Below are 24295 nucleotides of genomic sequence, written 5' to 3' on the forward strand. Positions count from 1 at the left end.
CGTCACACCACGCCACGAACCGACCATGCCCCTGCCGCTGATTTATCACGAAGACTACAGCCCCGAGTTTCCAGCGGAACATCGCTTCCCCATGGACAAGTTCCGGCTGCTGCGCGATCACCTGGTGGACAGTGGCCTGACCGAGGACCAGCACCTGCTGCGTCCACAAATATGCCCGGCGGACATTCTGGCCCTGGCCCACGACCCCGGCTATATCGAACGCTACATGAGCGGCGAGTTGTCCCGCGAAGACCAGCGGCGCCTCGGCCTGCCCTGGAACGAAGCCCTGGCCCGGCGCACCGTGCGGGCAGTCGGCGGCTCCCTGTTGGCCGCCGAACAGGCGCTGGAGCATGGCATGGCCTGCCACCTGGCGGGCGGCACTCACCACGCCCACTACGACCACCCCGCCGGCTTCTGCATCTTCAACGACCTGGCGGTGATCAGCCAATACCTGCTGGCCAGCGGGCGGGTTTCACGGGTGCTGATCTTCGACTGTGACGTGCACCAGGGCGACGGCACGGCGCGGATTCTGCAACATACCCCGGATGCAGTGACGGTTTCCCTGCATTGCGAAAAGAATTTTCCCGCACGCAAGGCCGACAGCGACTGGGACATTCCGCTGCCTATGGGCATGGGCGATGCCGAGTACCTCAAGGTGGTCGATGATGCACTCAACTACCTGCTGCCGCTCTACCAGCCAGACCTGGTGCTGTACGACGCCGGGGTCGACGTGCACAAGGACGACGCCCTCGGCTATCTGAAGCTGACCGATGCCGGCGTCGCCGCCCGCGATGAAGCCGTACTGCGCCACTGCCTGGGCCGCGACATCGCGGCGATGGGGGTGATTGGCGGTGGCTACAGCAAGGACCGCCAGGCCCTGGCCCGGCGCCACGGCATCCTCCATCACAGTGCGCAGCGAGTCTGGCAGTCATCAGGCTGTCATTGAGTTGTGGATGCTTTACCCACAATGCCTGTGGAACGGCCTGTGGATAACCTGAGTGAAAGGACCTGCAAGGCCTGCTCCCTATGCCTTACGAGGCACTGATCACTTTTCAACCAGCTCCATCGCCCTATGACTCCCCCTGTAGCAGCTGCCGAGCTTGCGAGGCTGCGTTCGGCTGCGTTCGGCTGCGCAGCAGTCGCCAGATCCAAGCACCTGGCGAGGACTGCGTCCTCGAACGCAGCCTCGCGGGCTCGGCAGCTGCTACGGGGGACCTGCGGTGCTGCTAGAATACGCGGCCTTTCGAGCCGAATCGCAGTGCACGCCATGAGCCAACCCGCCGCCCACCCTCCCCAGCACGTCGCCATCATCGGGGGCGGCCCCGCCGGGCTGATGGCCGCCGAGGTGTTGAGCCAGGCCGGGATCAAGGTCGACCTCTACGACGCCATGCCGTCGGTGGGCCGCAAGTTCCTGCTGGCCGGGGTCGGCGGCATGAACATCACCCACTCCGAAGCCTACCTGGCCTTCCTTGCACGCTACGCCGCACGCGCGCCGCACATCGCCCCGCTGTTGCGCGGTTTCGACGCACAAGCGTTGTGTGCATGGATTCACGGCCTGGGGATAGAAACCTTCGTCGGCAGTTCCGGCCGCGTCTTCCCCACCGACATGAAAGCCGCCCCACTGCTGCGCGCTTGGCTCAAGCGCCTGCGTGACAACGGTGTCGTTATCCACACCCGCCACCGCTGGCTGGGCTGGAACCCGGACGGCAGCCTGCGCATCGCCAACCCCGACGGCGAACAGGCGATCAGCCCCGACGCCCTGTTGCTGGCACTGGGTGGCGGCAGTTGGGCGCGCTTGGGCTCCGATGGCGCCTGGATGTTGCCCCTGGAACAACGAGGGGTGGCCCTGGCGCCGCTGAAACCGAGCAACTGCGGATTTGAAGTGACGGCCTGGAGCGAGTTGATGCTCAGCAAATTCGCCGGAGCGCCGCTGAAAAACATCGCCATCGGCTTGAATGACGATGTTCCGCGACTGGGGGAATGCGTGATCACCGCCACCGGGGTTGAAGGCAGCCTGATCTATGCCTTGTCTGCGCCGATTCGCGAGGCCATCGAACAACAAGGCTCAGCCACTGTGCACCTGGATCTGCTGCCCGGGCGCCCTGTGGATAAAATCCACGCGGCGTTGAGCAAGCCCCGTGGCTCACGCTCCATGGCCAAGCACCTGCACAGCCAGTTGGGCCTGGATGGCGTCAAGGCCGCGCTGCTGCGCGAACTGACACCGAGTGAGTCCTTCGCCGATCCATTGGCGCTGGCCCACGCCATCAAGGCCCTGCCGCTGACACTGGTCAAGACCCGGCCGCTGGACGAAGCCATCAGCAGCGCCGGCGGCGTGACGTTCGAAGCGATGAATGAACAACTGATGCTCAAGGCATTGCCCGGCGTGTTCTGCGCAGGCGAAATGCTCGATTGGGAAGCGCCGACCGGCGGCTATCTGCTGACCGCCTGTTTTGCCAGTGGGCGTGCGGCGGGGTTGGGGATGGTGCAGTGGCTGAGGAGCAGCTACCCGTTGTAAGCCGCACGCTTCAAGCTTGCGGCTTACAACGCCTCACTTCTTTTTGCGCGGCCCGGTGTTGAACACCGGCACCTTGCGCACCGGCTTGACCGGCACATCGGCCACGGTCTCGCCGCTGTCCACCCATTTGCCCAGGTTCCGCTTGCCGCCACCGGAAGCCTTGGGCTTCTTCGGTTTTTTCGGCTTCTTGATCACCTGGCCGCTGGCGTCGGTGTCCGGCACCCGGTGCTCCGGCTCGAAGTCCTGCTCCATATGGCGATTCAGGGCCTGACGGGTCAGCGTCTCGATCGCCGACAACAGGTTCACTTCATCGGCACACACCAGCGAAATCGCCTCACCGGTGGCCCCGGCACGACCGGTACGGCCGATCCGGTGGATGTAGTCCTCGGCCACGATCGGCAGATCGAAGTTGACCACCAGCGGCAGGTCTTCGATGTCCAGGCCACGGGCCGCGACGTCGGTGGCCACCAGGATCTGGATCTCGCTGGCCTTGAAACGGTCCAGCGCCCGCTGGCGGGTCGCCTGGGGTTTGTCGCCATGAATGCCGTCGGCATTGACGCCCAGGCCCTGGAGTTTTTCCACCAGCGCGTCCACGCCGTTACGGGTCTTGGCGAATACCAGCACCTGCTTCCACTTGTGCTTGCGCAGCAAATGCACGAACAGCTCTGGCTTGCGCTTCTTGTCGACGGTGTAGAGCCATTGCTTGACCGTGTTGGCGGCGACGTTGCGCGGGCTGACTTCGATGCTCAGCGGATTATTGAGCATTTGCCCGGCCAGCAGGCGGATCTGATCCGAAAAGGTCGCGGAGAACAGCAAGGTCTGGCGCTTTTTCGGCAGCACCCGGTAGATGTTCGACAGCTCTTCGGAGAAGCCCAGGTCGAGCATGCGGTCGGCTTCGTCGAGCACCAGGGTCTGCAGTTGATTGAATTTCAGCGCGTTCTGGCGGAACAGGTCCAGCAGGCGCCCCGGCGTCGCCACCAGCAGGTCGACGCCTTTGCGCAGCTTCATCATCTGCGGGTTGATGCTGACGCCGCCGTACACCGCGTAGGTGCTCAATGGCAGATGCTCGGCGTACTGGCGTAGGCTTTCATGCACCTGTTCGGCCAGCTCGCGGGTCGGCACCAGGATCAGCGCACGCACCGAGTTGCTGGTGACTTTCGGCCCTTCCATGGCCAGCAACTGCAACAGCGGCACGGCAAAGCCGGCGGTCTTGCCGGTACCGGTCTGGGCCGCGGCCATCAGGTCGCGACCGGCCAGTACCGCCGGCATGGCTTGCGCCTGGACCGGGGTCGGGGTCTGGTAACCGAGCGTATCAAGGGCGCGCAGCAAGGGTTCGATCAGGCCAAGAGTGGCGAAAGTCATTGGGATACCGTAGGAAAAAATCAGCGCACGTGGGCAATGCGCGGCAGTTTACCTTAAATCACTGCGGTTTCTGCTTACGCCACTGCGGCAAGCCGATCAGCACCACGGCACTGATGATCACCGTCATCGCCAGGGCTTCTTCCAGGCCAATGGTTTCACCGGCAAAAACGATCCCCAGCAACACGGCCACGGCTGGGTTGACGTAGGCGTAGCTGGTGGCCGCTGCCGGACGCACGTGCTTGAGCAGGTACATGTAGGCGTTGAACGCGACGATCGAACCGAGCAGCACCAGGTACATCAGCGCCGCCCAGCCCTCGATCGGTGGCAGGCTGTGCAGGCGTTCGCCGGACAGTGCGCTGGCGATCATCAGCACCACGCCACCGACCAGCATCTCGGCGGCACTGGCCATCGCCCCCTGGGGCAACGGCAAATGTTTGCTCCACACCGAACCAAAGGCCCAGGCCGCCGCGGCAAAGATCAGCAAGGCCGCGCCCAAGGGACTGGACTGCAGGTTGGAGCCGAGGTTGAGCATGGCGATCCCGATCAGGCCCAGCACAATCCCCGCCCACTCCAGGCGAGTATTGCGCGCGCCCCAGAAATAGCCGCAGAGCAAGGTGAACAGCGGCACCGTGGCCACCGCCAATGCCGCCACGCCCGAGGCCACACCCGCGTGCTCGGCAACCGTCACCGCGCCGTTACCACAGCTGAGCAACAGCACCCCGATCGCCGCGGCCGCTTTCCACTGCGGCCACGTGAGTGCCGGCACCCCGCGCCAACGCAGAAAGGCATACAGCAGGGTCCCGGCAATGATGAAGCGCACGCCCCCCAGCATCAGCGGTGGCCAGTATTCGACGCCGATGCGGATCACCAGGTAGGTCGACCCCCAGATCACATACAGCGCAAAAAAGGCTCCAATCAGCGGTAACGGGAAACGGCGAAGACCAGGCATGGGACGCTCTAAGGCAGGACAAGTGGAGCGTTATTCTAGAAAGCCGACAGACGGAACTTAAGTTACAAAACCTGTTTATAAGGCCCGTACACTTTTCAAAACACGGAGATAACGGCTATAAGCCGTACTTTCGAAAGTCAGCTGTTCAGGGAGCCTGTTTATGGATAAATACGACCGCATGCTGCTCAGTGCCCTCATGGAAAACGGGCGGGCGTCCTATGCCGAACTGGCGCGCAAGGTGAACCTGTCGGCCCCCGCCGTCGCCGAGCGAGTGGCTAAGCTGGAGTCCAGCGGCGTGATCACCGGCTACCAGGCCACCGTCGACCTGGCCAAGGTCGGCCTGCCGATCCAATGCCTGATCGAACTGCGCCTGACCCAGCACGGTAACCAGAAAGCCTATGACGAAATGATCAAGATCCCCCAGCTCACCGAGTGCCATCGCGTCACCGGCGACTCCTGCGTGATCATGCGGGGCGCGGTGGCCTCGATGATCGAGTTGGAAGACTTGATCAATCGTGTCGCCCGGTTCGGCTCCAGCAAGACCTCGATCGTGCTTTCCAGCGCCTTCGAAAAACGCGTGCCCCTGGGGCAGCTCGAAGGCAACGGCAAGCACGGCGCATAAGGGCCTAGTGGACTACCCGAACGTCAGAACCCGCGGTGGCGCTTGAGATGCTCGTTGATCTTGGCCGCCGGGACTTTCTGCAGGCTGCGCAGCAGGTCATGGGACAGCTCGCGCACGCCGTGCGTGTGCTGCAACTCCTGCGCCAGGTGGGTTGTGAGGTTGGCGGCCATTTCGGCGTCGGCCATGGCCCGGTGAGCCTGGCCGGTATGAGGCAACCCGGCGAAGCGGGTGAGGGTGCCCAGCTTGTGGTTGGGCGCCGCCGGCATCAGGCGGCGGGCCAGCAACAGCGAGCAGGCAAAGTGCTGCAAGCGCGTGCGCTTGATCTGCCCCAGTTCGAAGTCCCAGAACTTCTGGTCGAATGCCGCGTTGTGCGCCAGCAACGGCGTAGTCCCGACAAATTCATTGACCTCGTTCATCACCTGCTGCGCACTGGGTGCGGTGCGCAGCATGGCGTTGCTGATGCCGGTCAGTTGTTCGATAAACGCCGGTACGCGCACGCCGGCATTCATCAGGCTCTGGTAACGCTCGACGATGCGCCCCTGTTCTAGGATCACCACGGCGATTTCCGTGGCCCGGCAACTGCTGCTGGGGGAGATTCCGGTGGTTTCAAAGTCGATGACGGCTATGCGTTCCAAACCTGTTCCTTGCGTTCAATAATCAGTTTTTGAGCAGCAACGCGCCTTCGATCGGCACGTAGCGGGTGGCTGCGCGAATCAGCGAATTGGCGGTAAGACCCGGCACGCCATAGGCAACGGCGGCCACCCCGTGCTTGTTGATGATGCGTTCGAGCAGCATGTCGAAATCGCCGTCACCGGAGGCCAGCACCACTTCGTCGACGTGGTCGGCGGCGTCCATGATATCCAGGGTGATGCCCACGTCCCAGTCACCCTTGGCCGAGCCGTCGCTGCGCTGGATGTAGGGCTTGAGCTTCACGGTGAAACCGAGGTTGCGCAGGATCTGCTGGAACTGCTGCTGCTTGCTGTCGCCGCGATCGATGGCGTAGGCATAGGCCTCGACAATCTGCCCGTGCTGGCTGATGTCCGCCCACAAGGCGGCATAGTTGAAATGACAACCGTAGGCCTGGCGCACGGTGTAATAGAGGTTCTGGACATCGGCGAACACTGCGATCTTCTTCACCGCACATCCTCTTGGCGCGCACAGGCGCTGGCGATTGTTCGGACCCAGGGTCCGAAAAGTCGCCCAGTATGCCAGTCGCAGGGAAGGATGGGCGAATCATCCGTCCGGGACGGCGGAGCGCCCCGGACGAATGGCGGATCAGACGAAGCTGTCGTCGTCGCTGTAGTCGGCGTCGGCAAACCCGCCCTGGTCGTTGCCGTAGCTGTCGTTACCGGCCATGCGCGGCGCATCACCCCAGCCGTTGCCGGTGTCGTTGACCGGCGCGGGCTCTTCCTTGATCACTTCGACGACTTCCTGGGGTGCCTGGTTACTGTGGAACAGGCTGCTGATACCCTGCGCCAGCATGACCCCGCCCGCGACCCCAGCCGCGGTCTTCAGAGCCCCCCCGAGGAAGCTGCCACCAGCCGCCGGCGCCTGTTGCGCCGGGGCCGTGAAGTTCTGCGCGCCGGGCTGCGCCTTGGGGGCCGAGCGTCCGGGTTCGCGCCAGCCATTGCCGCCGAATGCCGACGGCGCCTGGGGTGCGGCAGGCTGCGGCTCACGAGGTCCGCCAAAGAGACTGGAAAGGAACCCGCCAGCGCCGCTCTGTGCCGCTGTCGGGGTCTGCGACAACTGGTTCTGCAAGTGCTGGACCTGTTTCGCGAGCGCCTGGTTTTGCTCGTCGAGGCGCTTGAGCGCCGCCTCTTGCACCAGGATCGCCTGGGTCATGAAGTAACCGGCGGCGGGCTGGCGGCCCAGGTGCTCGTTGATTCGGTTTTCAGCCTGGGCGTCGCGCGGGGCGGCCTGGGTGTGGGCCTGCTGCAAGCGTGCAAACAGGTCATCGATCAGAGTTTGCTCTTCGCTGTTCATGGCGACCTCATAGATTGCCGGAGAAATCTGTGCCCTGATCCCGTGTGGATAAGGTGCCCGGCAGTAATGGGGCCGATGCCAGCTGTTTCAATGCGCTTTACCTAACGTTTACCTTTGTTCAGGTACCGCTCCCATCGGTTACAGTGTCGCCATACTTTGCAACCTGCGAAAGCGACCGATGAATCCGTTAGACGTACTCCGCGACTCCTTGTATTTCTTCAAGCGCAACCTGGGCGGCATCGTGGCGCTGTGCCTGCCGCTGGTGGTGATCGAGGCCCTGCTGCAACAACTGGTCGATCACACCCAGGGACCCGAGGCGTTTCCCGGCTACAGCGTGATTGTCGGGTTGCTGGTCTACCCGCTGTACACCGCCGCACTGATCCTGTTTCTCGATGCCCGCAGCCGAGGCGAGTCGCCGCGTACCCGCGACCTGCTGGCGGCATCGGCCACTTTGTGGCCGCGCTTCGCCTTGCTGACGGCCGTCAACACCTTGATGATTCTGGTGGGCCTGTCGCTGTACTTTCTGCCGGGCATCTGGCTGATGGTGATGCTGGCATTCGCCGAATACCTGCTGGTGCTGCGCAACCTGGCGCCACTGGCCGCGATCCGCGAAAGCATGCGCCTGGCCCGGGGTAATTTCCTGCGCATCCTGCTGTGCATTCTCTGTGTGATGGGACCACTGTGGCTGCTCAAGGGCGTGAGCGTTTCCCTCTACCCACCACCGCAGAACCCGGTGCTGTCGGTGCTGATCGAAAGTGGTCACAGTTTTCTGCAACTGTTCACCAGCGTGGTGCTGTTTCGCCTGTTCATGCTGATCAGCGAAGCGCCTGACAAAACCCAGGGCAACGCCTGACAGCAGCCCCTTGGGCTCTGGCCCTGCTCTCGGTTATGCTCGGGACCCACTTTTGTGACGCCATAAGCCGAGCCCATGACCCGCCTACTGCGCTACACCCTGCTGGGCCTTCTGCTCCTTGCAGGCCTGTTGCTGGCCTCGACCTACAGCCTGACCTGGCGCCCGGAGGCCAAGGAGTCCCTGACGGTGCAGTGCAGCGGCCCGGCCCCCTCGCTGGTACCGGGCCAGGCGCTGAAGGTCATGACCTGGAACGTGCAGTACCTGGCGGGCAAGCGTTATGTGTTCTGGAACGACCTGGCCCAAGGCACCGACGAATCCCCTACCCCCGAAGACATAGCCTTCAGCCTGGATGAAGTGGCGCGGGTGATCCGCGATGAGCAGCCGGATGCCGTGCTGTTGCAGGAGCTGGATGACGGGGCCAAGGCCAGCGACTATCAGGACCAGCTCAATCTGCTGCGCGAGCGCCTGGCGGACCTCTACCCCTGCAGCACCCAGGCCTTCGACTGGAAGGCCGACTTCGTGCCGGACCTGCATATTTTCGGCAGCGTCGGCCGGCAACTGGCCACCTTGAGCCGCTACCAGATCGAACACGCCGAACGCCAGCAATTGCCCGAGCCGTCGCTCAACGTCATCAGCCGCCAGTTCCAGCCGAAAAACGCTTTGCTGGTGAGCTACCTGCCCCTCAGAGACGGCGGCCAGGTGGCGCTGCTCAATACTCACCTGGACTGGGTGCGCCAGCCGGATGACAGCCTGCAACACAAGGTCGCGGCCGTGGCCAAGGTGTTGGACAAATTCGAAGCGCGCGGCACTCCGTGGCTGATCGGGGGTGATTTCAACCTGCTGCCCCTCGGCCAGTTCCAGCGCCTGCCCCCCGAACAGCGCACGCCCTACACCGCCGACAGCGCCCTGCACACGCTGTGGGATAAGTACCCGATGATCCCGACCAACAACGAAGCCAGCGGCATCGACCGCGCCCGCTGGCTGACCCACTACCCCAACGACCCCGGGCTCAATGGCCCGGACCGGACGGTCGACTACCTGTTCTACAGCCCCCGGATCAAACGGGTGCAAGCCGAGGTCCGGCAGGACGATACGCTGCGCATCTCCGATCACTTACCGGTGATTGCGCGGTTTCTGTTGCCGGCAACGCCGTAACCCCGGGGCTTTTGTGCCAGGCCCCATCGCGGGCAAGCCGCAAGCGGGCGCCCGCTCCCACCCTGGTTTTGGGTGCTCGCCGATTGTGCATACGACCACGCAACCATCAGGACTTGCGCGGTTTAGCCCGCGCCGTGGCTTCTGCCACCAGTGGGTCATCGGGCCAGTAGTGCTTGGGGTATCGGCCCTTCAGGTCCTTCTTCACTTCGGCGTAGGTACTGCGCCAGAAATTCGCCAGGTCCTGGGTCACCTGCACCGGGCGGCGGGCCGGTGACAGCAGGTGCAGCTTGACCACCTGCCGGCCGCCGGCAATGCGTGGGGTCTCGGCCAGGCCAAACAATTCCTGCAGGCGCACCGCGAGAATCGGTGGCTGTTCGCTGTAGTCCAGGCGGATCGACGACCCCGAAGGCACGCTCAGGTGATGGGGCGCCAGTTCATCCAGGCGTTGGGGCAACGGCCAGGGCAGCAAGTTATGCACAATGCTCGACAGGTCCAGGTTGGCAAAGTGGCTAAGCCGCGACACCCGCCCCAGATAGGGCATCAGCCAGTGTTCCAGGCCCTTGAGCAGCGCACCATCGCTGACGTCCGGCCAGGTACTTTCGCCCTGCTGGTGGAGGTCGAGCTGGCGCAAGAGCGCCACCCGGGCCTGCCATTGCCGCAGCTCCGGGGTCCAGGGCAGCAGTTCCAGGCCCTTGCGCCGCACCAGGTTGACCAGCGCCTGGCTGCGCGCGGCTTCATCCAGGCCGGTCAACGGTTCACGGCTCAACACCAGTTCACCGACCTTGCGCTGGCGCTCGGCCCGCAGCACGCCTTCGCGCTCGTCCCAATCCAGCTGATCGACGCAACGCACCTGCTCGGTCAATACCGAGTCGAACAGCGCCGGGTCAAAATCCGCGGCCAGGTAAATCCGCTCTTCCCGTTGCCCCTGGCGACTGCCCAGGTCGGCGATGACCAGCCAGCCCTGCTTCATCAGACTGTCGGCCTCGGCAAACAAGGCCGCGCGCCCATTGGCCAACCGATACTCCGCGCCACCGGGGCGGCGCTGCTGGGCCACGCGGTCCGGGTAGGCCAGGGCCAGCAATGCACCGAGCCAGCGTGGATGTTGCGGGTCCGGAACCGGTTGCTCGGCTTTGCCGCGCAGATATCCGCGATACTGCCGGGCCAGTTGCCGAGCCCGCTGCACACCCCCCTGGGCGCCCCGGGCCGCACGCTCCTCGCCCGACAGCAGCACCAGGCGACTGTGCAGGTCGGCGCCGGCGCCGCGCAGAATATCCCGTTCGCCGAGCAGCGCCGCCACATCGCAAGCCATGTGCGCCAGGCCCAGCGCCTGGCCGCGCAGCAATAGATGAGCAATTCGCGGGTGGGCCGGCAGTTCGGCCATGGCTTGTCCATGCCGGGTCAGTTGCCAGTCTTGCAGCGCCCCCAAGCGTTCGAGCAGATCCTGGGCCTGGGCATAGGCCGCCGTCGGCGGCACATCGAGCCACACCAACTGCCCCGGGGTCACGCCCCAACGCGCCAATTGCAACGCCAGGCCGGCGAGGTCCGCCGAAAGTATTTCAGCGCTGGCGTAGGCGGCCAGTTGTTCGTGTTGATCCTGGGACCACAGCCGATAACACACCCCGGGCTCCAGACGTCCGGCTCGACCGGCGCGCTGGGTGGCGCTGGCGCGGGAAATACGCTGGGTATCCAGACGCGTCATGCCGCTGCCGGGGTCGAAACGCGGCACCCGCGCCAGCCCGGCATCGATCACCACCCGTACGCCGTCGATGGTCAGGCTGGTCTCGGCGATGTTGGTGGCCAACACCACTTTGCGTTGCCTCGCTGGCGCCGGATCGATGGCCGCCCGCTGCGCCGCCAGGTCAAGTTCGCCGTGCAACGGACACAACAGCACCGTGGAGCGCTCGCCCAACGCATCGGCCAATTGCTGGTGCACGCGGCGGATTTCCGCTTGTCCGGGCAGGAACACCAACAGGCTGCCGGTCTCATCATTCAAGGCTTCGAGCACGGTTTGCACCAGCCGTGGCTCGATGAATTCGCCCGGCTGGAACGGCCGGCCCCAGCGCATCGCCACCGGGTACATGCGGCCTTCGCTGCGCAGGATCGGCGCGTCACCCAACAAGCCGGCCAGGCGTTCGCCTTCAAGGGTGGCCGACATCAACAGAATCTTCAGCGGCTGTTCGTCGCGAAACAGCTCCCGGCCATTGAGGCTCAGGGCCAGCGCCAGGTCGGCATCCAGACTGCGCTCGTGGTACTCGTCGAAAATCAGCAGGCCCACCCCTTCCAGCGCCGGGTCTTCCTGCAAGCGTCGGGTGAGGATGCCTTCGGTGACGACTTCGATGCGGGTGGTGGGACCGACCTTGCTGTCCAGGCGGATCCGGTAGCCGACGGTTTCCCCGACTTTTTCCCCCAGCTCACTGGCCAGGCGCTCGGCGGCGGCGCGCGCCGCCAGCCGGCGCGGTTCCAGCATGAGAATGGTTTGCCCGGCCAGCCACGGCTCGTTGAGCAGTGCCAAGGGCACGCGGGTGGTCTTACCGGCGCCGGGCGGTGCTTCGAGCACGGCTTCATGGCGTGTCGCCAGGGCTTCACGCAGCGCGGGTAAAACTTCATCAATCGGCAAAGAAATCATGCTGGCTCCAAAACAGAGCGGCGAGTATAACGGCGAACTGCTTTGCGTTCGTCACGGTCCTAATTTACAGCGACGACGTTTCGTCTCAAGTTTGCCCAGGAGAATTCTTATGCGTGTTCCGTCTCGTCTGATTGGCGGTGTGCTGGTAGCGTCCCTGCTGACCCAACTGACCGCGTGCGGCTCGATTTTCTACCCCGATCGCCGTGGCCAGATCGACGGCAAGATCGACCCGGCGATTGCCGTGCTCGATGCCGTGGGCCTGCTGTTTTATGTGATCCCCGGGCTGATTGCATTTGCCGTGGACTTCACCACCGGGGCGATTTATTTCGAGCCAGGCAAGACCGCCCAGGTGGCCCCGGAAAAACTCCAGCAAGCCATCGGCGCCGACGGCCAGGTCGACAACACCAAGCTGCAAAGCATCCTGCAAACCGAGTTGGGTCGCAGCTTCCCGCTGGACGACCCACGCCTGATCCAGCACAAGGGCAGCGCCCAGCAACTGGCATCGCTAGGGCTGCAACCCGCCGCTTGATGGCGGGCACCGAAGGAACGATGCACCTATGACCAGCAGCCCGGAACACGCTCGCCTGTTACGCCTGGCCACCCGCGCGTCGGTAGCGGTGGCCAGTATCCTGATTATCGCCAAGGCGATTGCCTGGTGGTTGAGCGGGTCGGTGAGCATGCTCGCCGGCTTGACGGACTCGGCACTCGACGGCGTGGCCTCGCTGCTCAACCTTTTGGCGGTGCATTACGCCCTGCGCCCGGCGGACGAGGATCACCGCTATGGGCATGGCAAGGCCGAATCCCTGGCGGGCATGGCCCAGGCGCTGTTCATCGGTGGCAGTGCGATATTGATCGCCTTCCAGGCCGTCGAACGGCTCAAGCATCCGGAGCCGGTGGGGGCCCCCTTGCTCAGTATCGCAGTGATCGTGTTTTCCCTCGGCCTGACAGCGGCGCTGCTGCTGTTGCAACACCGGGTGATTCGCGCAACCGGCTCCAATGCGGTGCGCGCCGACTCACTGCACTACCGCTCCGACCTGCTGCTCAATGGCAGCATCCTGCTTGCCCTGGTGCTGGCCGGGTTGGGCTGGCACCAACTGGACGCCTGGTTCGGCCTGGCCATTGCCGCCTACATTCTATGGAGTGCGGTACAGATCGCCCGGGAAAGTTTTACCGTGCTGATGGACGAGGAACTGCCGCCCGAGGTCAGCCAGCACATGCTCGAGCTGGCCTGCAGCGTGCCCGGCGTCCTGGGGGCACACGACTTGCGCACCCGGGTTTCCGGCAGCCACTGGTTTGTGCAACTGCACCTGGAATTGCCGGGAGAGCTGACCTTATCCGTCGCCCATGGCATCAGCGACCAGGCGGCCGACGCCATTCACGCCGCCTACCCGCGAGCCGAAGTGCTGGTGCACGCTGATCCGATTGGAGCAGCGGCAAGCGGCAAGCTTTAAGCTCAACGCTTGTAGCTGACCAGGCCTGTTTCGCAGGCATTAAAAAAGGGAGGCCCGTCGGCCTCCCCTTGAGAACTTAGTCCGTGCTCGACGCTTTTGACGCCGGCTCACCTCACTCCGTCTTCTGGACAGTGTGTAGCCCGGGGGCCAACTCGCCTCCTGTGGGAGGGGTGGCCGCGGCTGGCCTGATTCGGCGGGCCGCTGTGGACTGTTTGTCCGGGCAGTGATTCTGGTAATAAGAATAGGCCTGAGGCCACGACAGAGGATTGCGAAGATTGCTCAAATAAACATGACTTGCGCAATTTTTCACCCCTGATAGATAATCCGCCGCAATAGTTATGACAAAGGCCTGTTTCATGAGCAAACTCGACCGATACGACTTGAGCATTTTGGCGGAATTGCAGCGCGATGCACGCATCTCCAATCAGGAGCTGGCCGAGCGCATCGGCCTGTCGCCCTCGCCGTGTTCGCGGCGGGTCAAACAGTTGGAGGACGATGGCTACATCAGCCGCCAGGTCGCCTTGCTCGACCGCAAGCTGCTCGGCCTGAGCCTGACTGCCTACGTGTTGATCGGCATGGACCGCCACACCCCTGAGCGCTTCGAAAACTTCGAGGCCGCGATACGCACCCTGCCCCAAGTCCTCGAGTGCAGCCTGGTCACCGGGATGGACGCCGACTACCAGCTCAAGGTGGTGGTGCCCGACATGGACCATTACCAGAAACTGCTGCTCGGCCACCTGACCCGGATTGAAGGGGTGACCAGTGTGCGCTCCAGCTTCGTGCTCAATCAGGTATTGAACAGTACCGAGTTGCCGTTGACGCACTTGCGCGGCTGAGCAGGTCGTCGCGGGCAAGCCTTGCTCCTAGGGTGCGAGCAACTATGGCGGCGACGAACAGCTGCGGCACACCGACGCAGGTCAATGCCCCGCCGTGTGCCCTTGGCGTATACTCCGCCGGCCTTTTTTGCCCTGCCCGCGCTGGAGATATTCGATGGATCCTGCACTGTTTGAAGAGTGGATGATGACCGGCCTGGTCAGCATCCTGATCATTTTCATGGGTTTCATCGTCTGGGACCTGGCGAAGAAATCCAAGGCCGGACGTTTCGGCTCGTTCATCCTGTTCTTTGTGCTGGGCCTGGGTGTGGCGGCGTTCATCATCAAGAGCGTGGTGATTGGCCTGATCGAATCCGGCACTTTATAAGCGCGCCGGCACTTCCTTCCACTGGCCTTGGTCGAGCCCTTCGATCGTCCAGTCGCCGATTCGCACGCGCACCAGGCGCAGGGTCGGCAAGCCCACTGCCGCGGTCATGCGCCGCACCTGGCGGTTGCGCCCCTCCCGAATCACCAACTCCAGCCAACTGGTCGGCACGCTTTTCCGAAAGCGTACCGGCGGGTTGCGTGGCCACAGCTCGGGTTCTTCCAGCTGACGCGCCTCGGCGGGCAAGGTCATGCCGTCATTGAGTTCGACACCGTCACGCAAGCGCTGCAACTGCTCGGCCGTCGGCTCGCCCTCGACCTGCACCCAATAGGTCTTGGCCAGTTTGTGCTTGGGGTCGGCAATCCGCGCCTGCAACTGGCCATCGTTGGTCAGCAACAGCAGCCCTTCGCTGTCGCGATCCAGCCGTCCGGCCGGGTAGATCCCGGGAATCTCGATGTAATCCTTGAGCGTCGCCCGCCCTTCGCCATCACTGAATTGCGTCAGCACATCGAAGGGTTTGTTGAACAGAATCAGTTTCGGTTCGGCCGGGGGCGCTTTGGCCACGCGGCGCGGAGCTGTGGGTGCAGCACCTGGGCGGCGGGAAGGAGGACGAGAACGGGACATGGCACACACAACATCTAACGGTCAGGGCCGCCCATGCTAGTGCCCCGACCGTCAAATGACCACGATAACAATCAGCGGAACGGCGGCTCGTCGAAGCTGCGCAGTTTGCGCGAGTGCAACGAGTTGAGCTCGGTGCGCAGCAGGTCCACTGCGGCGATGCCGATTTTCAGGTGCTGGCTGACCGCGCGCTCATAAAACGCGTTGGCCGAGCCCGGCAGCTTGATTTCGCTGTGCAGCGGCTTGTCCGAGACACACAACAACGTGCCATAGGGCACCCGCAGACGGTAACCCTGGGCGGCGATGGTGCCGCTTTCCATGTCTACCGCCACGGCCCGCGACAGGTTGATCAACGGTCGTTCCTGGGCCCAGCGCAGCTCCCAGTTACGGTCGTCGTAGGTCAGCACGGTGCCGGTGCGCAGGCGTTTTTTCAGGTCATCGCCCTTCTCGCCGGTAACGTTGGCCGCCGCCTGTTGCAGCGCCATTTGCACTTCGGCCAGCGCAGGGATCGGTATATTCGGCGGCACCACTCGGTCGAGAATCCCGTCGCGGCGCATGTAGGCGTGGGCCAGCACGTAGTCGCCGATGGTCTGGGATTGGCGCAGGCCGCCGCAGTGCCCGATCATCAGCCAGCAGTGCGGACGCAGCACGGCCAGGTGATCGGTGATGTTCTTCGCGTTGGACGGGCCGACGCCAATGTTGACCAGGGTCACGCCATGGCCGTCGGACGCCAGCAAGTGGTAGGCCGGCATCTGGTAACGGTGCCAGACCACGCCTGCGGCTATGGCCGAAGCTTCGCCGTGATCCATGCTCTTTTCGATGATCACGTTGCCCGGCAGCACCATGCGTACAAACCGCGGGTCGTTTCGCAACTGCTCCAGGCCATGGACGATGAACTGGTCGACATAGCGGTGGTAGTTGGTCAGCAGGATCCACGGCTGCACATGCCGCCAGTCGCTGCCGGTGTAATGCACCAGGCGGCGCAGGGAGAAATCGACCCGCGCGGCGTCGAACAGGGCCAGTGGCAGCGGATCGGTGTTTTCCCAATCGTACAGGCCATCGGCAATGCCATCAGTGGCCGCCGACAGGTCGGTGCTCGGAAACACCCGCGCCAGCACGGCCGCGGTCACGCCGGAGCCGGCCAGCTCATCGCCCTGCTCGACCACATAGGGGTACGGGATATTCTGCTGGCTGACACCCACTTCCACCGTCACGGTGAAGTCGTGCATCAAAGGCACCAGTTGCTCCAGCAAGTACTTACGAAACGCTGCAGGATGGGTAACGGTGACGCTGTAGGTCCCCGGCAACTGCACCTTGGCGTAAGCCCGAGTGGTCTGTGGGACCTCCCCCTGGCACAGGTAGGTCAGGCGCAATTCCGGGTAGCGGAACATCGCACGCTGTTCGGCATCAGGTTCAATGCGGTCTTTGAGATAACGCTTGAGCGCCTGGTTCAACGCCGTAGTGGCTCGCTCGTGCAGCGCGGCGAGCCGGTCCACGGCTTGTTCAGCGGTTTGAACGACAATAAAGTCTTCGGTCACGATCAGCTTCCTGTGTTCTGGCTTGCAGGCCTTTATCTTGCCTGCAACACCGCGTCACGGGAACCGTCGTGTGCGTGTCATTCCTGAATCCATCAACCCTCTACATCCCATGTGGGAGCGGGCGCCCGCTCCCACAAGGTTTGTGGTGTTCGTCAGTCAGTGCTCAGAAGCCTTGCGGGGTCGAGCGGGTGACGATGGCTTGCACATCGACGCCCCGCGGCAAGGTGCCATACACTCGCCCAGCCGCTCCCAATCGACTGGCAATAAAGGCGTCGCTGACGCTGGCATTGCCCGCCTCGAGCAACAACTTGGCCTGCAGGCCCAGGGCAATGTCTTCGGTCAACTGGCGGGCGCGGTACTGGATGTCGCTGGTGTCCTTGAACGCCGCCTGCAATTGCTGGATATGCGCGGCCAGGCGCTTGTCACCATGACCGTCGCCCAGCTCGCTGAACAGCGCATCAAGCACGCCGGGCTCTTTGGACAGGGCGCGCAGCACGTCCAGGCACTGCACGTTGCCGGAACCTTCCCACGTCGAGTTCACCGGCGCCTCACGGTACAGGCGCGGCAGGATGCTTTCCTCGACATAACCGGCACCGCCCATGCATTCGGCGGCTTCATTGATCATGGCCGGGGCGCGCTTGCAGATCCAGTACTTGCCCACCGCGGTCACCAGCCGGGCGAACTTGGCTTCCTGGGCGTCATCCAATTGATCCAGCGCCTGCCCCATGCGCAGGCTCAAGGCCAGGGCGGCCTCGCTTTCCAGTGCCAGGTCGGCCAGCACGTTCTGCATCAGCGGCTGTTCGCTGAGCAACTTGCCGCCCACCTGGCGATGGGCACAGTGGTGGCTGGCCTGGGTCAGCGCCTGGCGCATCAAGGCACTGGAGCCGACCATGCAATCGAAACGGGTCATGGCGACCATTTCGATGATAGTCGGTACGCCACGCCCCTCTTCGCCGATCATCCACGCCAGCGCCCCACGGAACTCGACTTCACTGGACGCGTTGGAGCAGTTGCCCAGTTTGTTTTTCAGGCGCTGGATGTAGAACTGGTTACGCGTGTCATCCGGACGATGGCGCGGCAGCAGGAAGCAGGTCAGGCCCTTGTCGGTCTGGGCCAGGGTCAGGAAGGCGTCGCACATGGGTGCCGAGCAGAACCATTTATGGCCCACCAATTCGTAGGCCTGGCCCGGCCCGGCGGCACCGACCGGATACGCCTTGGTGGTATTGGCCCGAACGTCGGTACCGCCCTGCTTCTCGGTCATCGCCATGCCTATGGTGACGCCCGCCTTGTGGGCCATGCCGACATTGCGCGGGTCATACTCGCGGGCGAGGATTTTCGGCAGCCATTGCCGGGCGATGTCCGGCTGCAGTCGCAAGGCGGGCACACTGGCGAACGTCATGGTCAGCGGGCAGCCACTGCCGGCTTCAGCCTGGCTGTGCAGGTACGTCATGGAGGCCCGGGCGACGTGGGCGCCGGCCTGCGGGTCGGTCCAGGGCAAGGACGTCAGCCCGTGCTCGACCGCAGCCCGCATCAACTCATGGTAGGCCGGGTGAAACTCCACCAGGTCGATACGATGACCATAACGATCGTGACTGGAGAACAGCGGCTTGTTCTGGTTGGCCAGGAACCCCGCGGCCATCAACGGCCCCCCGGCCAAGGCACCATAGGCGTCGATTCGCGACTCGGCCCAACCCGCCCCGAAACGCCGCGACCACGCTTGCAACGGCAAATCGATCCGGTACAGGTTGACCCCATCCAGCGAGGGCGGCTGATTGGTGACTTCGTGGGTTTCGGCGAACTGGTGCAGGTTCATGGCGGGCCTCCTTGGGTCAGCGAAGACCCCAGTTAAGCACCCTGCCACCCCCTGAAAAAGTGGCATATACGCCTAAATACCGGCGCTTTCACCTTGCTGCTGGCAGAGTAGCCGACGATAGAGCACCGCCTGCAGCTCTTCGAATTTCACCGGTTTGCTCAGGCAATCGGTCAGCCCCGCCACGAAGTCCGGGTGGGCGCAGGTCACTGCAGCCAGCACTACAACATTGGCATACCCCGGCAGCGCGCGGATCTGCTCGCACATCGACTGCCCCGCCAGCGCTGGCAAGGGACTGTCCAGCAGCACCGCGTCAAAACGCTCGCGGCGCAAGCACTCCAGCGCGGCTGGGGCGCTGTCGACACTGCGCACCCGATAGCCGAGCTTGAGCAGCATACCGCGCACCACCAGTTGATTGATGCTGTCGTCGTCGACCAGCAACACCCTGCAATCCTGGGGATCACGCATGCTCACCAGGCCATGGCCCTGGCGCGCAGTGGCGACGCTCGGCTGCACCGTGACCACCTCGAACTCGACATCCAGTTGAAACCGGCTGCCATGCCCGGGCTCGGAACGATGCGTCAGGCGCCCGCCGATCAACTCGACCAATTGCCGACAGATCGCCAACCCCACTCCCAGGCCGCCGTACTCGCGCGTCATGGATCCGTCGAGCTGGAAAAAGCGCTGATACATGGTCGCCTCGCCCAGGTCAGTGAAGCCGATACCGGTGTCGATCACCGCAAAGGACAACGCCTGTCGTCCGGCTTCAACCGGCTTGCCGCTGACCCGCAACGCCAACCCTCCGACGTGGGTGAACTTGACCGAATTGTCCAGCAGGCACTCCAGGCACTGCACCAGCTTGGCGCTGTCACCGTGCAGGCGATCCGGCAGGCCCTGGGCCAGCTCGACCTTGAAATCCAGGGCCTTGCTCGTGGCATTGGCGGCGAACTGCTGGTGCAGGCCATCGACCACGGAACGCAGGCTGAACGGCTCGGGGTAAGCCTTGAGGCGCCCGGCCTGCAATTCAGTCAGGGTCAGGATGCCGTTGACCATGCGCATCATGTCCCGCGCCGAACCGGCGGCGGTCTGCTGATACTGCTCCAGCTCCGGGTCGAGCTCGACGGTCTGCATCAACTCCAGTGAACCGATCACCCCATTCATCGGCGTGCGCAGTTCGTGGGTCAGGGTTGCCAGGAATTCATCCTTGAGCTGGTTACTGTGGGCCAGTTGCTGGTTCAACACTTCCAGCTCCTTCCCGGCGTCGAACAATGTCTGTGCCTGCTGCTCGCGCATGGTGTTGATGCGATCAGCCAGGGCCAGGGACAGCAACGCGACTTCAATTGCCGAACCAATCTGGCTGGCGTACATGGTCAGGAATACGTTGGGCAGGTAGCCCAGCACCATCAGCGTATTGACGATGCCGCCCAGCAGGAACGCCGACCAGGCGATGATGAAATAGCGTGCCACCCGCAGGCCACGCCACCAGGCGAAGATCCCCGCCGAGAAAATCACCACGGTAAAGACCAGCGCCAGTGCCGTGGCCAGGCGCAGGGCCAGGGCGTAGCTGGTCATCAACGACAGGCCGACCACCACCGCGCTGCACGCCACCAGCGTCAATAGCAGGCGATCGAGCCTGCGACTGTGGCTGGAGGTCTGCAGGAAGCTACGGGCGAACTGACTGCCGAACAGTGCCGCGCAGCCGATGAAAAACGGCGTCGAGGCGTTGGCCCACCAAGGATTGTCCGGCCAGAAGTACTCCACCGCCGCCCCGTTCACCGAAAGCTGGTACAGGCCGAACGAGGCGATATAGAAGATGTAATAGAGGTAGCTGGTGTCGCGCACGCTGAGGTAGATGAACAGGTTGTAGACCAGCATCCCCAGCAGGACCCCGTAAATCAGTCCGAGGATATACAGGCGCACTGGCTGGTCTTCCAGATAGGCCGTACTCGACCACAGCGCCAGCGGCGCCTGGATCGACCCCTGGCTTTGCAGGCGCAGGTAGACGGTCTTCTGTTCATTGGCCACGAAGGGCAGGTCAAACAGGTAGTTGTTCTGGCGGATTTCCCGGCTGGCGAACGGCAAGGCGTCGCCGGTGCGCTGCTTGAGCTGATAATTCCCGGCGCCATCGGCCAGGTACAGGTCGACGTGATCCAGGGGTGGGTACGCCAATTCCAGCAGCCAGGTGCGCAGGGCGTCAGGATTGCTCGGGCGATACTCCAGGTCGATCTTCAACCAGAACACCGAATGGGAGTAACCGGCGTTCAGGGTGGCTTTGTGGTGGGGTTGGAAATGGCCGGCCGCCGCTTGTGCCTGGACGTCTTTGATGCTCGCAGTGCCGGCGACATCCTCGTACACCTGCATGATTCGACCCAAGGGGAGCTTTTGGGTGAACTCATCGAACTCCGTTGCGCTCGCCAATATGGGCAAGCTCAACAGCAACATCAGCAAATAGCGCATAAAGCCCCAGCATGGCCTGTCCGGTGCATCAGGAAGCCCCCCATTTCCTTTTGAGCAGACGTCGAACCGGTACAACCTGTTATTGGTTTGGATCCACTCTAGCATAGCCGTTGGTGGCGTTTGAACACCATTGAAATTTTTAGTTTGAAGGCTCTAGCACGGGCTTCTCGGCTGACCATAGCGATCAATAACTGAAGATGCGGTCAGATTACAAGGATCATCCTTCACCGGCCGGCGCTGCCACAGGCCGATGCTGCACGCAGCAAGTCCTGGCGTGCCGCCTGGCGCACCGGAAAAATCTGTTTGGTGGTAAGCTCGCGCACCATGAATATCTACAGCTCTCGCCCCGTTGTCCTCTGTCTCTCCGGCCACGACCCAAGTGGTGGCGCCGGCTTGCAGGCAGATATCGAAGCCCTGCTGGCTCAGGGTTGTCATGCGGCCCCGGCCGTCACTGCCCTGACCGTGCAAGACACCGTCAATGTCAGTGATTTCCGCGTCCTCGATCGTGAGTGGGTACTGGCCCAGGCCAATGCCGTCCTCAACGACTCGCAGGTTGCGGCGGTCAAGTTGGGCATGCTCGGCTCACTGGAAATGGTCGACACGGTGGTCGAACTGCTCCAGGCGCATCCGCACCTGCCCGTGGTCTGCGACCCGGTGCTGCGCGCTGGCGGTGGCGGACGCCTGGGCAAGGACGAAGTCGGCTACGCCATGCGCGAGCGCCTGCTGCCACTGGCGATCATCGCCACCCCCAACCTTCCTGAAGCCCGGATTTTGGCTGAACTGCCAGACGGCAGCGCCGATGAGTGCGCAGAAAAACTCCTGCCCTACGTCAAGCACCTGCTGATCACTGGCGGGCATGGCGACGAACATCAAGTACACAATCGCCTCTATAGCCGCGATGGTCACCGCGAAACCTTTACCTGTCAGCGCCTGCCCGGCAGCTACCACGGCTCCGGATGCACCCTGGCCAGCGCCCTGGCCGGTCGCCTGGCTCAGGGCGAACACCTTGCCAGCGCGGTAAAGTCAGCACTGGACTACACCTGGCGCACCCTGCGTGACGCCGAACAACTGGGCAAGGGCCAGTTTGTTCCGCGCCGCCTGCCGCTGGATTTTTGCTCGTAACGCCATGAGGCTTGCCCGATGAAACTACGTGGTCTGTACGCCATTACCGACAGTCAGCTACTGGCCGGCAAGTTCCTGCCCTACGTGCAAGCAGCGCTGGAGGGTGGCGTGACCTTGCTGCAGTATCGCGACAAAAGCAGCGACGAGGCGCGCCGCTTGCGCGAAGCCCAAGTCCTGCGCGACCTGTGCGAGCGCTACAAGACCCAATTGATCATCAACGACGACGCCGAACTGGCCGCGCGCCTGGGTGTCGGCGTTCATCTGGGGCAAACCGACGGCCCGCTGACCCCGGCCCGCGCGTTGCTGGGTCGCCAGGCGATCATCGGTTCGACCTGTCACGCCCAGATCGAGCTGGCCGAACAAGCGGCCAAGGAAGGCGCCAGCTACGTCGCCTTCGGCCGCTTTTTCAACTCCAACACCAAGCCCGGCGCACCGGTCTGCAGCCTCGAGCTGCTCGACCAGGCTCGCGCCCGGCTGCACCTGCCGATCTGCGCGATCGGCGGTATCACCCTGGACAACGCCGCCCCGCTGGTGGCCCATGGGGTCGACCTGCTGGCCGTGGTCCATGGCCTGTTCGGCGCCGACAGCACCAGCGAAGTGACCCGCCGTGCGCGCGCCTTCAACGCATTGTTCAATTCCTGAATTTTTGAGAGCCCTACTATGTCTCGTTCCGAAACCCTGTTTGCCAATGCCCAGAAACACATTCCCGGCGGTGTGAACTCGCCTGTACGTGCCTTCAAGAGCGTGGGCGGCACTCCGCTGTTCTTCAAGCACGCCGAAGGCGCGTACGTGACGGACGAAGACGACAAGCGTTATGTCGACTACGTCGGCTCCTGGGGCCCGATGATTCTTGGCCACAGCCACCCGGACGTGCTGGACGCGGTGCGCAAGCAGCTGGAACACGGCCTGTCCTACGGCGCCCCGACGGCGATGGAAACCGAAATGGCCGACCTGGTCTGCTCGATCGTGCCGTCGATGGAAATGGTGCGCATGGTCAGCTCCGGCACCGAAGCGACCATGAGCGCGATTCGCCTGGCCCGCGGTTTCACCGGTCGTGACAGCATCATCAAGTTCGAAGGCTGCTACCACGGCCACTCCGACAGCCTGCTGGTCAAGGCCGGCTCGGGCCTGCTGACCCAAGGTGTGCCGAGCTCTGCCGGGGTGCCCGCCGATTTTGCCAAGCACACCCTGACCCTGCCGTTCAACGACATCGATGCAGTGGCCAAGATGCTCGGCGAAGTCGGTCAGGAGGTGGCGTGCATCATCGTCGAGCCGGTTGCGGGTAACATGAACTGCGTACCGCCGGCTCCCGGTTTCCTCGAAGGCCTGCGCAGCCTGTGCGACCAGCACGGCGTGGTGCTGATTTTCGACGAAGTGATGACCGGCTTTCGCGTGGCACTCGGCGGCGCCCAGGCGCACTACGGTGTGACACCAGACCTGAGCACCTTCGGCAAGATCATCGGTGGCGGCATGCCGGTGGGTTGCTTCGGCGGCAAGCGCGAAATCATGTCGCACATTGCCCCGCTGGGCCCGGTCTACCAGGCTGGCACCCTGTCGGGTAACCCGCTGGCCATGGCGGCCGGCCTGACCACCCTGCGCCTGATCAGCCGCCCAGGCTTCCACGCCGAACTCAGCGACTACACCAGCCGCCTGCTCGATGGCCTGCAACAGCGTGCCGACGCAGCGGGCATTCCGTTCGTCACGACCCAGGCAGGTGGCATGTTCGGCCTGTACTTCAGTGGTGCCGACGACATCGTGACCTTTGACGACGTCATGGCCAGCGATGCCAACCTGTTCAAGCGTTTCTTCCACTTGATGCTCGAAGGCGGCGTGTACCTGGCGCCAAGCGCCTTCGAAGCAGGCTTCACCTCGATCGCCCACGGCGACGCCGAGTTGCAGCTGACCCTGGACGCAGCCGAGCGTGCATTTGCCGCGCTGAAGTAAGCCAAAACCGCTGACGTCGGCCTGGGTCGACGTCAGCTTTATCCTACATTGCTGTCTTTTTGCTGCTACGACTATCCAAGTTCCCGTTAA

At 63.5% G+C, this 24295-nt stretch carries 22 protein-coding genes; 12 read left to right on the plus strand and 10 right to left on the minus strand.

Annotated elements, in window-relative coordinates; genetic code table 11:
• Positions 1 to 25 precede the first annotated feature (25 nt).
• Positions 26 to 946 (plus strand): histone deacetylase family protein, encoded by a 921-nt coding sequence (locus AACY45_RS14995; RefSeq protein WP_339546183.1) that lies wholly within the window; start codon positions 26 to 28, stop codon positions 944 to 946.
• 321 nt (positions 947 to 1267) lie between these two features.
• On the plus strand, positions 1268 to 2515 hold the full coding sequence (locus tag AACY45_RS15000; RefSeq protein WP_339546184.1) for a TIGR03862 family flavoprotein: 1248 nt from the start codon (positions 1268 to 1270) through the stop codon (positions 2513 to 2515).
• Positions 2516 to 2548: 33 nt separating this feature from the next.
• Here AACY45_RS15000 and AACY45_RS15005 read toward each other — a convergent pair whose 3' ends face one another.
• Both AACY45_RS15005 and yedA read right to left on the minus strand, forming a co-directional pair.
• Positions 2549 to 3877 carry a DEAD/DEAH box helicase gene (locus AACY45_RS15005; RefSeq protein ID WP_339546185.1) on the minus strand — a complete coding sequence of 443 codons (1329 nt, stop codon included), beginning with the start codon at positions 3875 to 3877 and terminating at the stop codon, positions 2549 to 2551.
• A gap of 58 nt (positions 3878 to 3935) precedes the next feature.
• On the minus strand, positions 3936 to 4826 hold the full coding sequence (yedA, locus tag AACY45_RS15010) for a drug/metabolite exporter YedA (protein WP_339546186.1): 891 nt from the start codon (positions 4824 to 4826) through the stop codon (positions 3936 to 3938).
• A gap of 160 nt (positions 4827 to 4986) precedes the next feature.
• Here yedA and AACY45_RS15015 point away from each other — a divergent pair, with 160 nt between their 5' ends.
• On the plus strand, positions 4987 to 5448 hold the full coding sequence (locus AACY45_RS15015; RefSeq protein WP_339546187.1) for an Lrp/AsnC family transcriptional regulator: 462 nt from the start codon (positions 4987 to 4989) through the stop codon (positions 5446 to 5448).
• A 23-nt stretch (positions 5449 to 5471) separates the two neighbouring features.
• Here AACY45_RS15015 and AACY45_RS15020 read toward each other — a convergent pair whose 3' ends face one another.
• From AACY45_RS15020 to AACY45_RS15030, 3 genes are all read right to left on the minus strand, one after another.
• Positions 5472 to 6083 carry a 3'-5' exonuclease gene (locus AACY45_RS15020; protein WP_339546188.1) on the minus strand — a complete coding sequence of 204 codons (612 nt, stop codon included), beginning with the start codon at positions 6081 to 6083 and terminating at the stop codon, positions 5472 to 5474.
• A 22-nt stretch (positions 6084 to 6105) separates the two neighbouring features.
• Positions 6106 to 6585, minus strand: a complete 480-nt coding sequence (locus tag AACY45_RS15025) for a LabA-like NYN domain-containing protein (RefSeq protein ID WP_166590412.1) — start codon at positions 6583 to 6585, stop codon at positions 6106 to 6108.
• A gap of 138 nt (positions 6586 to 6723) precedes the next feature.
• Positions 6724 to 7431: a DUF2076 domain-containing protein gene (locus AACY45_RS15030; protein ID WP_339546189.1), complete on the minus strand. Its 708-nt coding sequence runs from the start codon at positions 7429 to 7431 to the stop codon at positions 6724 to 6726.
• A 178-nt stretch (positions 7432 to 7609) separates the two neighbouring features.
• On the opposite strand from AACY45_RS15030, the gene AACY45_RS15035 reads away from it, so the two are divergent.
• Positions 7610 to 8284: a YciC family protein gene (locus AACY45_RS15035; RefSeq protein WP_339546190.1), complete on the plus strand. Its 675-nt coding sequence runs from the start codon at positions 7610 to 7612 to the stop codon at positions 8282 to 8284.
• A 75-nt stretch (positions 8285 to 8359) separates the two neighbouring features.
• Positions 8360 to 9439 (plus strand): endonuclease/exonuclease/phosphatase family protein, encoded by a 1080-nt coding sequence (locus AACY45_RS15040; protein WP_339546191.1) that lies wholly within the window; start codon positions 8360 to 8362, stop codon positions 9437 to 9439.
• Between the two features lie 106 nt (positions 9440 to 9545).
• Here AACY45_RS15040 and hrpB read toward each other — a convergent pair whose 3' ends face one another.
• Positions 9546 to 12065 (minus strand): ATP-dependent helicase HrpB, encoded by a 2520-nt coding sequence (hrpB, locus tag AACY45_RS15045; RefSeq protein WP_339546192.1) that lies wholly within the window; start codon positions 12063 to 12065, stop codon positions 9546 to 9548.
• Between the two features lie 109 nt (positions 12066 to 12174).
• Here hrpB and AACY45_RS15050 point away from each other — a divergent pair, with 109 nt between their 5' ends.
• The 4 genes from AACY45_RS15050 (at position 12175) to AACY45_RS15065 (ending at position 14716) form a co-directional block, all read left to right on the plus strand.
• On the plus strand, positions 12175 to 12594 hold the full coding sequence (locus AACY45_RS15050) for a polyribonucleotide nucleotidyltransferase (RefSeq protein ID WP_339546193.1): 420 nt from the start codon (positions 12175 to 12177) through the stop codon (positions 12592 to 12594).
• Positions 12595 to 12622: 28 nt separating this feature from the next.
• On the plus strand, positions 12623 to 13516 hold the full coding sequence (locus AACY45_RS15055; RefSeq protein WP_339546194.1) for a cation diffusion facilitator family transporter: 894 nt from the start codon (positions 12623 to 12625) through the stop codon (positions 13514 to 13516).
• Between the two features lie 356 nt (positions 13517 to 13872).
• Positions 13873 to 14352, plus strand: a complete 480-nt coding sequence (locus tag AACY45_RS15060; RefSeq protein ID WP_095166364.1) for an Lrp/AsnC family transcriptional regulator — start codon at positions 13873 to 13875, stop codon at positions 14350 to 14352.
• 154 nt (positions 14353 to 14506) lie between these two features.
• Positions 14507 to 14716 (plus strand): DUF2788 domain-containing protein, encoded by a 210-nt coding sequence (locus AACY45_RS15065; protein ID WP_166590419.1) that lies wholly within the window; start codon positions 14507 to 14509, stop codon positions 14714 to 14716.
• Here AACY45_RS15065 and AACY45_RS15070 read toward each other — a convergent pair.
• The 4 genes from AACY45_RS15070 to AACY45_RS15085 all read right to left on the minus strand — a co-directional run bounded on the left by AACY45_RS15070 (position 14711) and on the right by AACY45_RS15085 (position 21139).
• A complete protein-coding gene (locus AACY45_RS15070) occupies positions 14711 to 15277 on the minus strand; it encodes a pseudouridine synthase (RefSeq protein ID WP_339546195.1) in 567 nt (188 codons plus the stop codon). The two genes, AACY45_RS15065 and AACY45_RS15070, sit on opposite strands and share 6 nt — an antisense overlap.
• Positions 15278 to 15408: 131 nt before the next feature.
• Positions 15409 to 16872 (minus strand): AMP nucleosidase, encoded by a 1464-nt coding sequence (gene amn / locus AACY45_RS15075; RefSeq protein WP_339546196.1) that lies wholly within the window; start codon positions 16870 to 16872, stop codon positions 15409 to 15411.
• Between the two features lie 163 nt (positions 16873 to 17035).
• Positions 17036 to 18685, minus strand: coding sequence for an acyl-CoA dehydrogenase family protein (locus AACY45_RS15080; protein WP_339546197.1), 1650 nt, complete (start codon positions 18683 to 18685; stop codon positions 17036 to 17038).
• Positions 18686 to 18757: 72 nt separating this feature from the next.
• Positions 18758 to 21139, minus strand: a complete 2382-nt coding sequence (locus tag AACY45_RS15085) for a 7TM diverse intracellular signaling domain-containing protein (protein ID WP_339546198.1) — start codon at positions 21137 to 21139, stop codon at positions 18758 to 18760.
• 324 nt (positions 21140 to 21463) lie between these two features.
• On the opposite strand from AACY45_RS15085, the gene AACY45_RS15090 reads away from it, so the two are divergent.
• From AACY45_RS15090 to hemL, 3 genes are read left to right on the plus strand one after another with little or no spacing between them, the layout of a single operon-like run.
• Positions 21464 to 22261, plus strand: a complete 798-nt coding sequence (locus AACY45_RS15090; protein ID WP_339546199.1) for a hydroxymethylpyrimidine/phosphomethylpyrimidine kinase — start codon at positions 21464 to 21466, stop codon at positions 22259 to 22261.
• Between the two features lie 18 nt (positions 22262 to 22279).
• Entirely contained in the window at positions 22280 to 22903 is a 624-nt protein-coding gene (gene thiE / locus AACY45_RS15095) for a thiamine phosphate synthase (RefSeq protein WP_339546200.1), read from the plus strand.
• Positions 22904 to 22921: 18 nt separating this feature from the next.
• The gene (gene hemL, locus AACY45_RS15100; RefSeq protein ID WP_339546201.1) at positions 22922 to 24205 is read left to right on the plus strand and encodes a glutamate-1-semialdehyde 2,1-aminomutase; all 1284 of its coding nucleotides are present in this window, start codon (positions 22922 to 22924) and stop codon (positions 24203 to 24205) included.
• The last annotated feature ends 90 nt before the right edge of the window (positions 24206 to 24295 follow it).

The organism is Pseudomonas sp. RA_35y_Pfl2_P32 (assembly GCF_963970735.1).
Lineage (GTDB): Bacteria > Pseudomonadota > Gammaproteobacteria > Pseudomonadales > Pseudomonadaceae > Aquipseudomonas.

Excerpts from the sequence above, each read along its gene's own strand:
- AACY45_RS14995 (WP_339546183.1), top strand. The coding sequence starts at position 26 with ATGCCCCTGCCGCTGATTTATCACGAAGACTACAGCCCCGAGTTTCCA.
- AACY45_RS15090 (WP_339546199.1), top strand. The coding sequence starts at position 21,464 with ATGAATATCTACAGCTCTCGCCCCGTTGTCCTCTGTCTCTCCGGCCAC.
- AACY45_RS15050 (WP_339546193.1), top strand. The coding sequence starts at position 12,175 with ATGCGTGTTCCGTCTCGTCTGATTGGCGGTGTGCTGGTAGCGTCCCTG.
- AACY45_RS15015 (WP_339546187.1), top strand. The coding sequence starts at position 4,987 with ATGGATAAATACGACCGCATGCTGCTCAGTGCCCTCATGGAAAACGGG.
- AACY45_RS15040 (WP_339546191.1), top strand. The coding sequence starts at position 8,360 with ATGACCCGCCTACTGCGCTACACCCTGCTGGGCCTTCTGCTCCTTGCA.
- AACY45_RS15030 (WP_339546189.1), bottom strand. The coding sequence starts at position 7,431 with ATGAACAGCGAAGAGCAAACTCTGATCGATGACCTGTTTGCACGCTTG.
- AACY45_RS15080 (WP_339546197.1), bottom strand. The coding sequence starts at position 18,685 with ATGAACCTGCACCAGTTCGCCGAAACCCACGAAGTCACCAATCAGCCG.
- yedA (WP_339546186.1), bottom strand. The coding sequence starts at position 4,826 with ATGCCTGGTCTTCGCCGTTTCCCGTTACCGCTGATTGGAGCCTTTTTT.
- AACY45_RS15065 (WP_166590419.1), top strand. The coding sequence starts at position 14,507 with ATGGATCCTGCACTGTTTGAAGAGTGGATGATGACCGGCCTGGTCAGC.
- AACY45_RS15060 (WP_095166364.1), top strand. The coding sequence starts at position 13,873 with ATGAGCAAACTCGACCGATACGACTTGAGCATTTTGGCGGAATTGCAG.
- hemL (WP_339546201.1), top strand. The coding sequence starts at position 22,922 with ATGTCTCGTTCCGAAACCCTGTTTGCCAATGCCCAGAAACACATTCCC.
- AACY45_RS15005 (WP_339546185.1), bottom strand. The coding sequence starts at position 3,877 with ATGACTTTCGCCACTCTTGGCCTGATCGAACCCTTGCTGCGCGCCCTT.
- AACY45_RS15035 (WP_339546190.1), top strand. The coding sequence starts at position 7,610 with ATGAATCCGTTAGACGTACTCCGCGACTCCTTGTATTTCTTCAAGCGC.
- hrpB (WP_339546192.1), bottom strand. The coding sequence starts at position 12,065 with ATGATTTCTTTGCCGATTGATGAAGTTTTACCCGCGCTGCGTGAAGCC.
- thiE (WP_339546200.1), top strand. The coding sequence starts at position 22,280 with ATGAAACTACGTGGTCTGTACGCCATTACCGACAGTCAGCTACTGGCC.
- AACY45_RS15085 (WP_339546198.1), bottom strand. The coding sequence starts at position 21,139 with ATGCGCTATTTGCTGATGTTGCTGTTGAGCTTGCCCATATTGGCGAGC.
- AACY45_RS15000 (WP_339546184.1), top strand. The coding sequence starts at position 1,268 with ATGAGCCAACCCGCCGCCCACCCTCCCCAGCACGTCGCCATCATCGGG.
- AACY45_RS15055 (WP_339546194.1), top strand. The coding sequence starts at position 12,623 with ATGACCAGCAGCCCGGAACACGCTCGCCTGTTACGCCTGGCCACCCGC.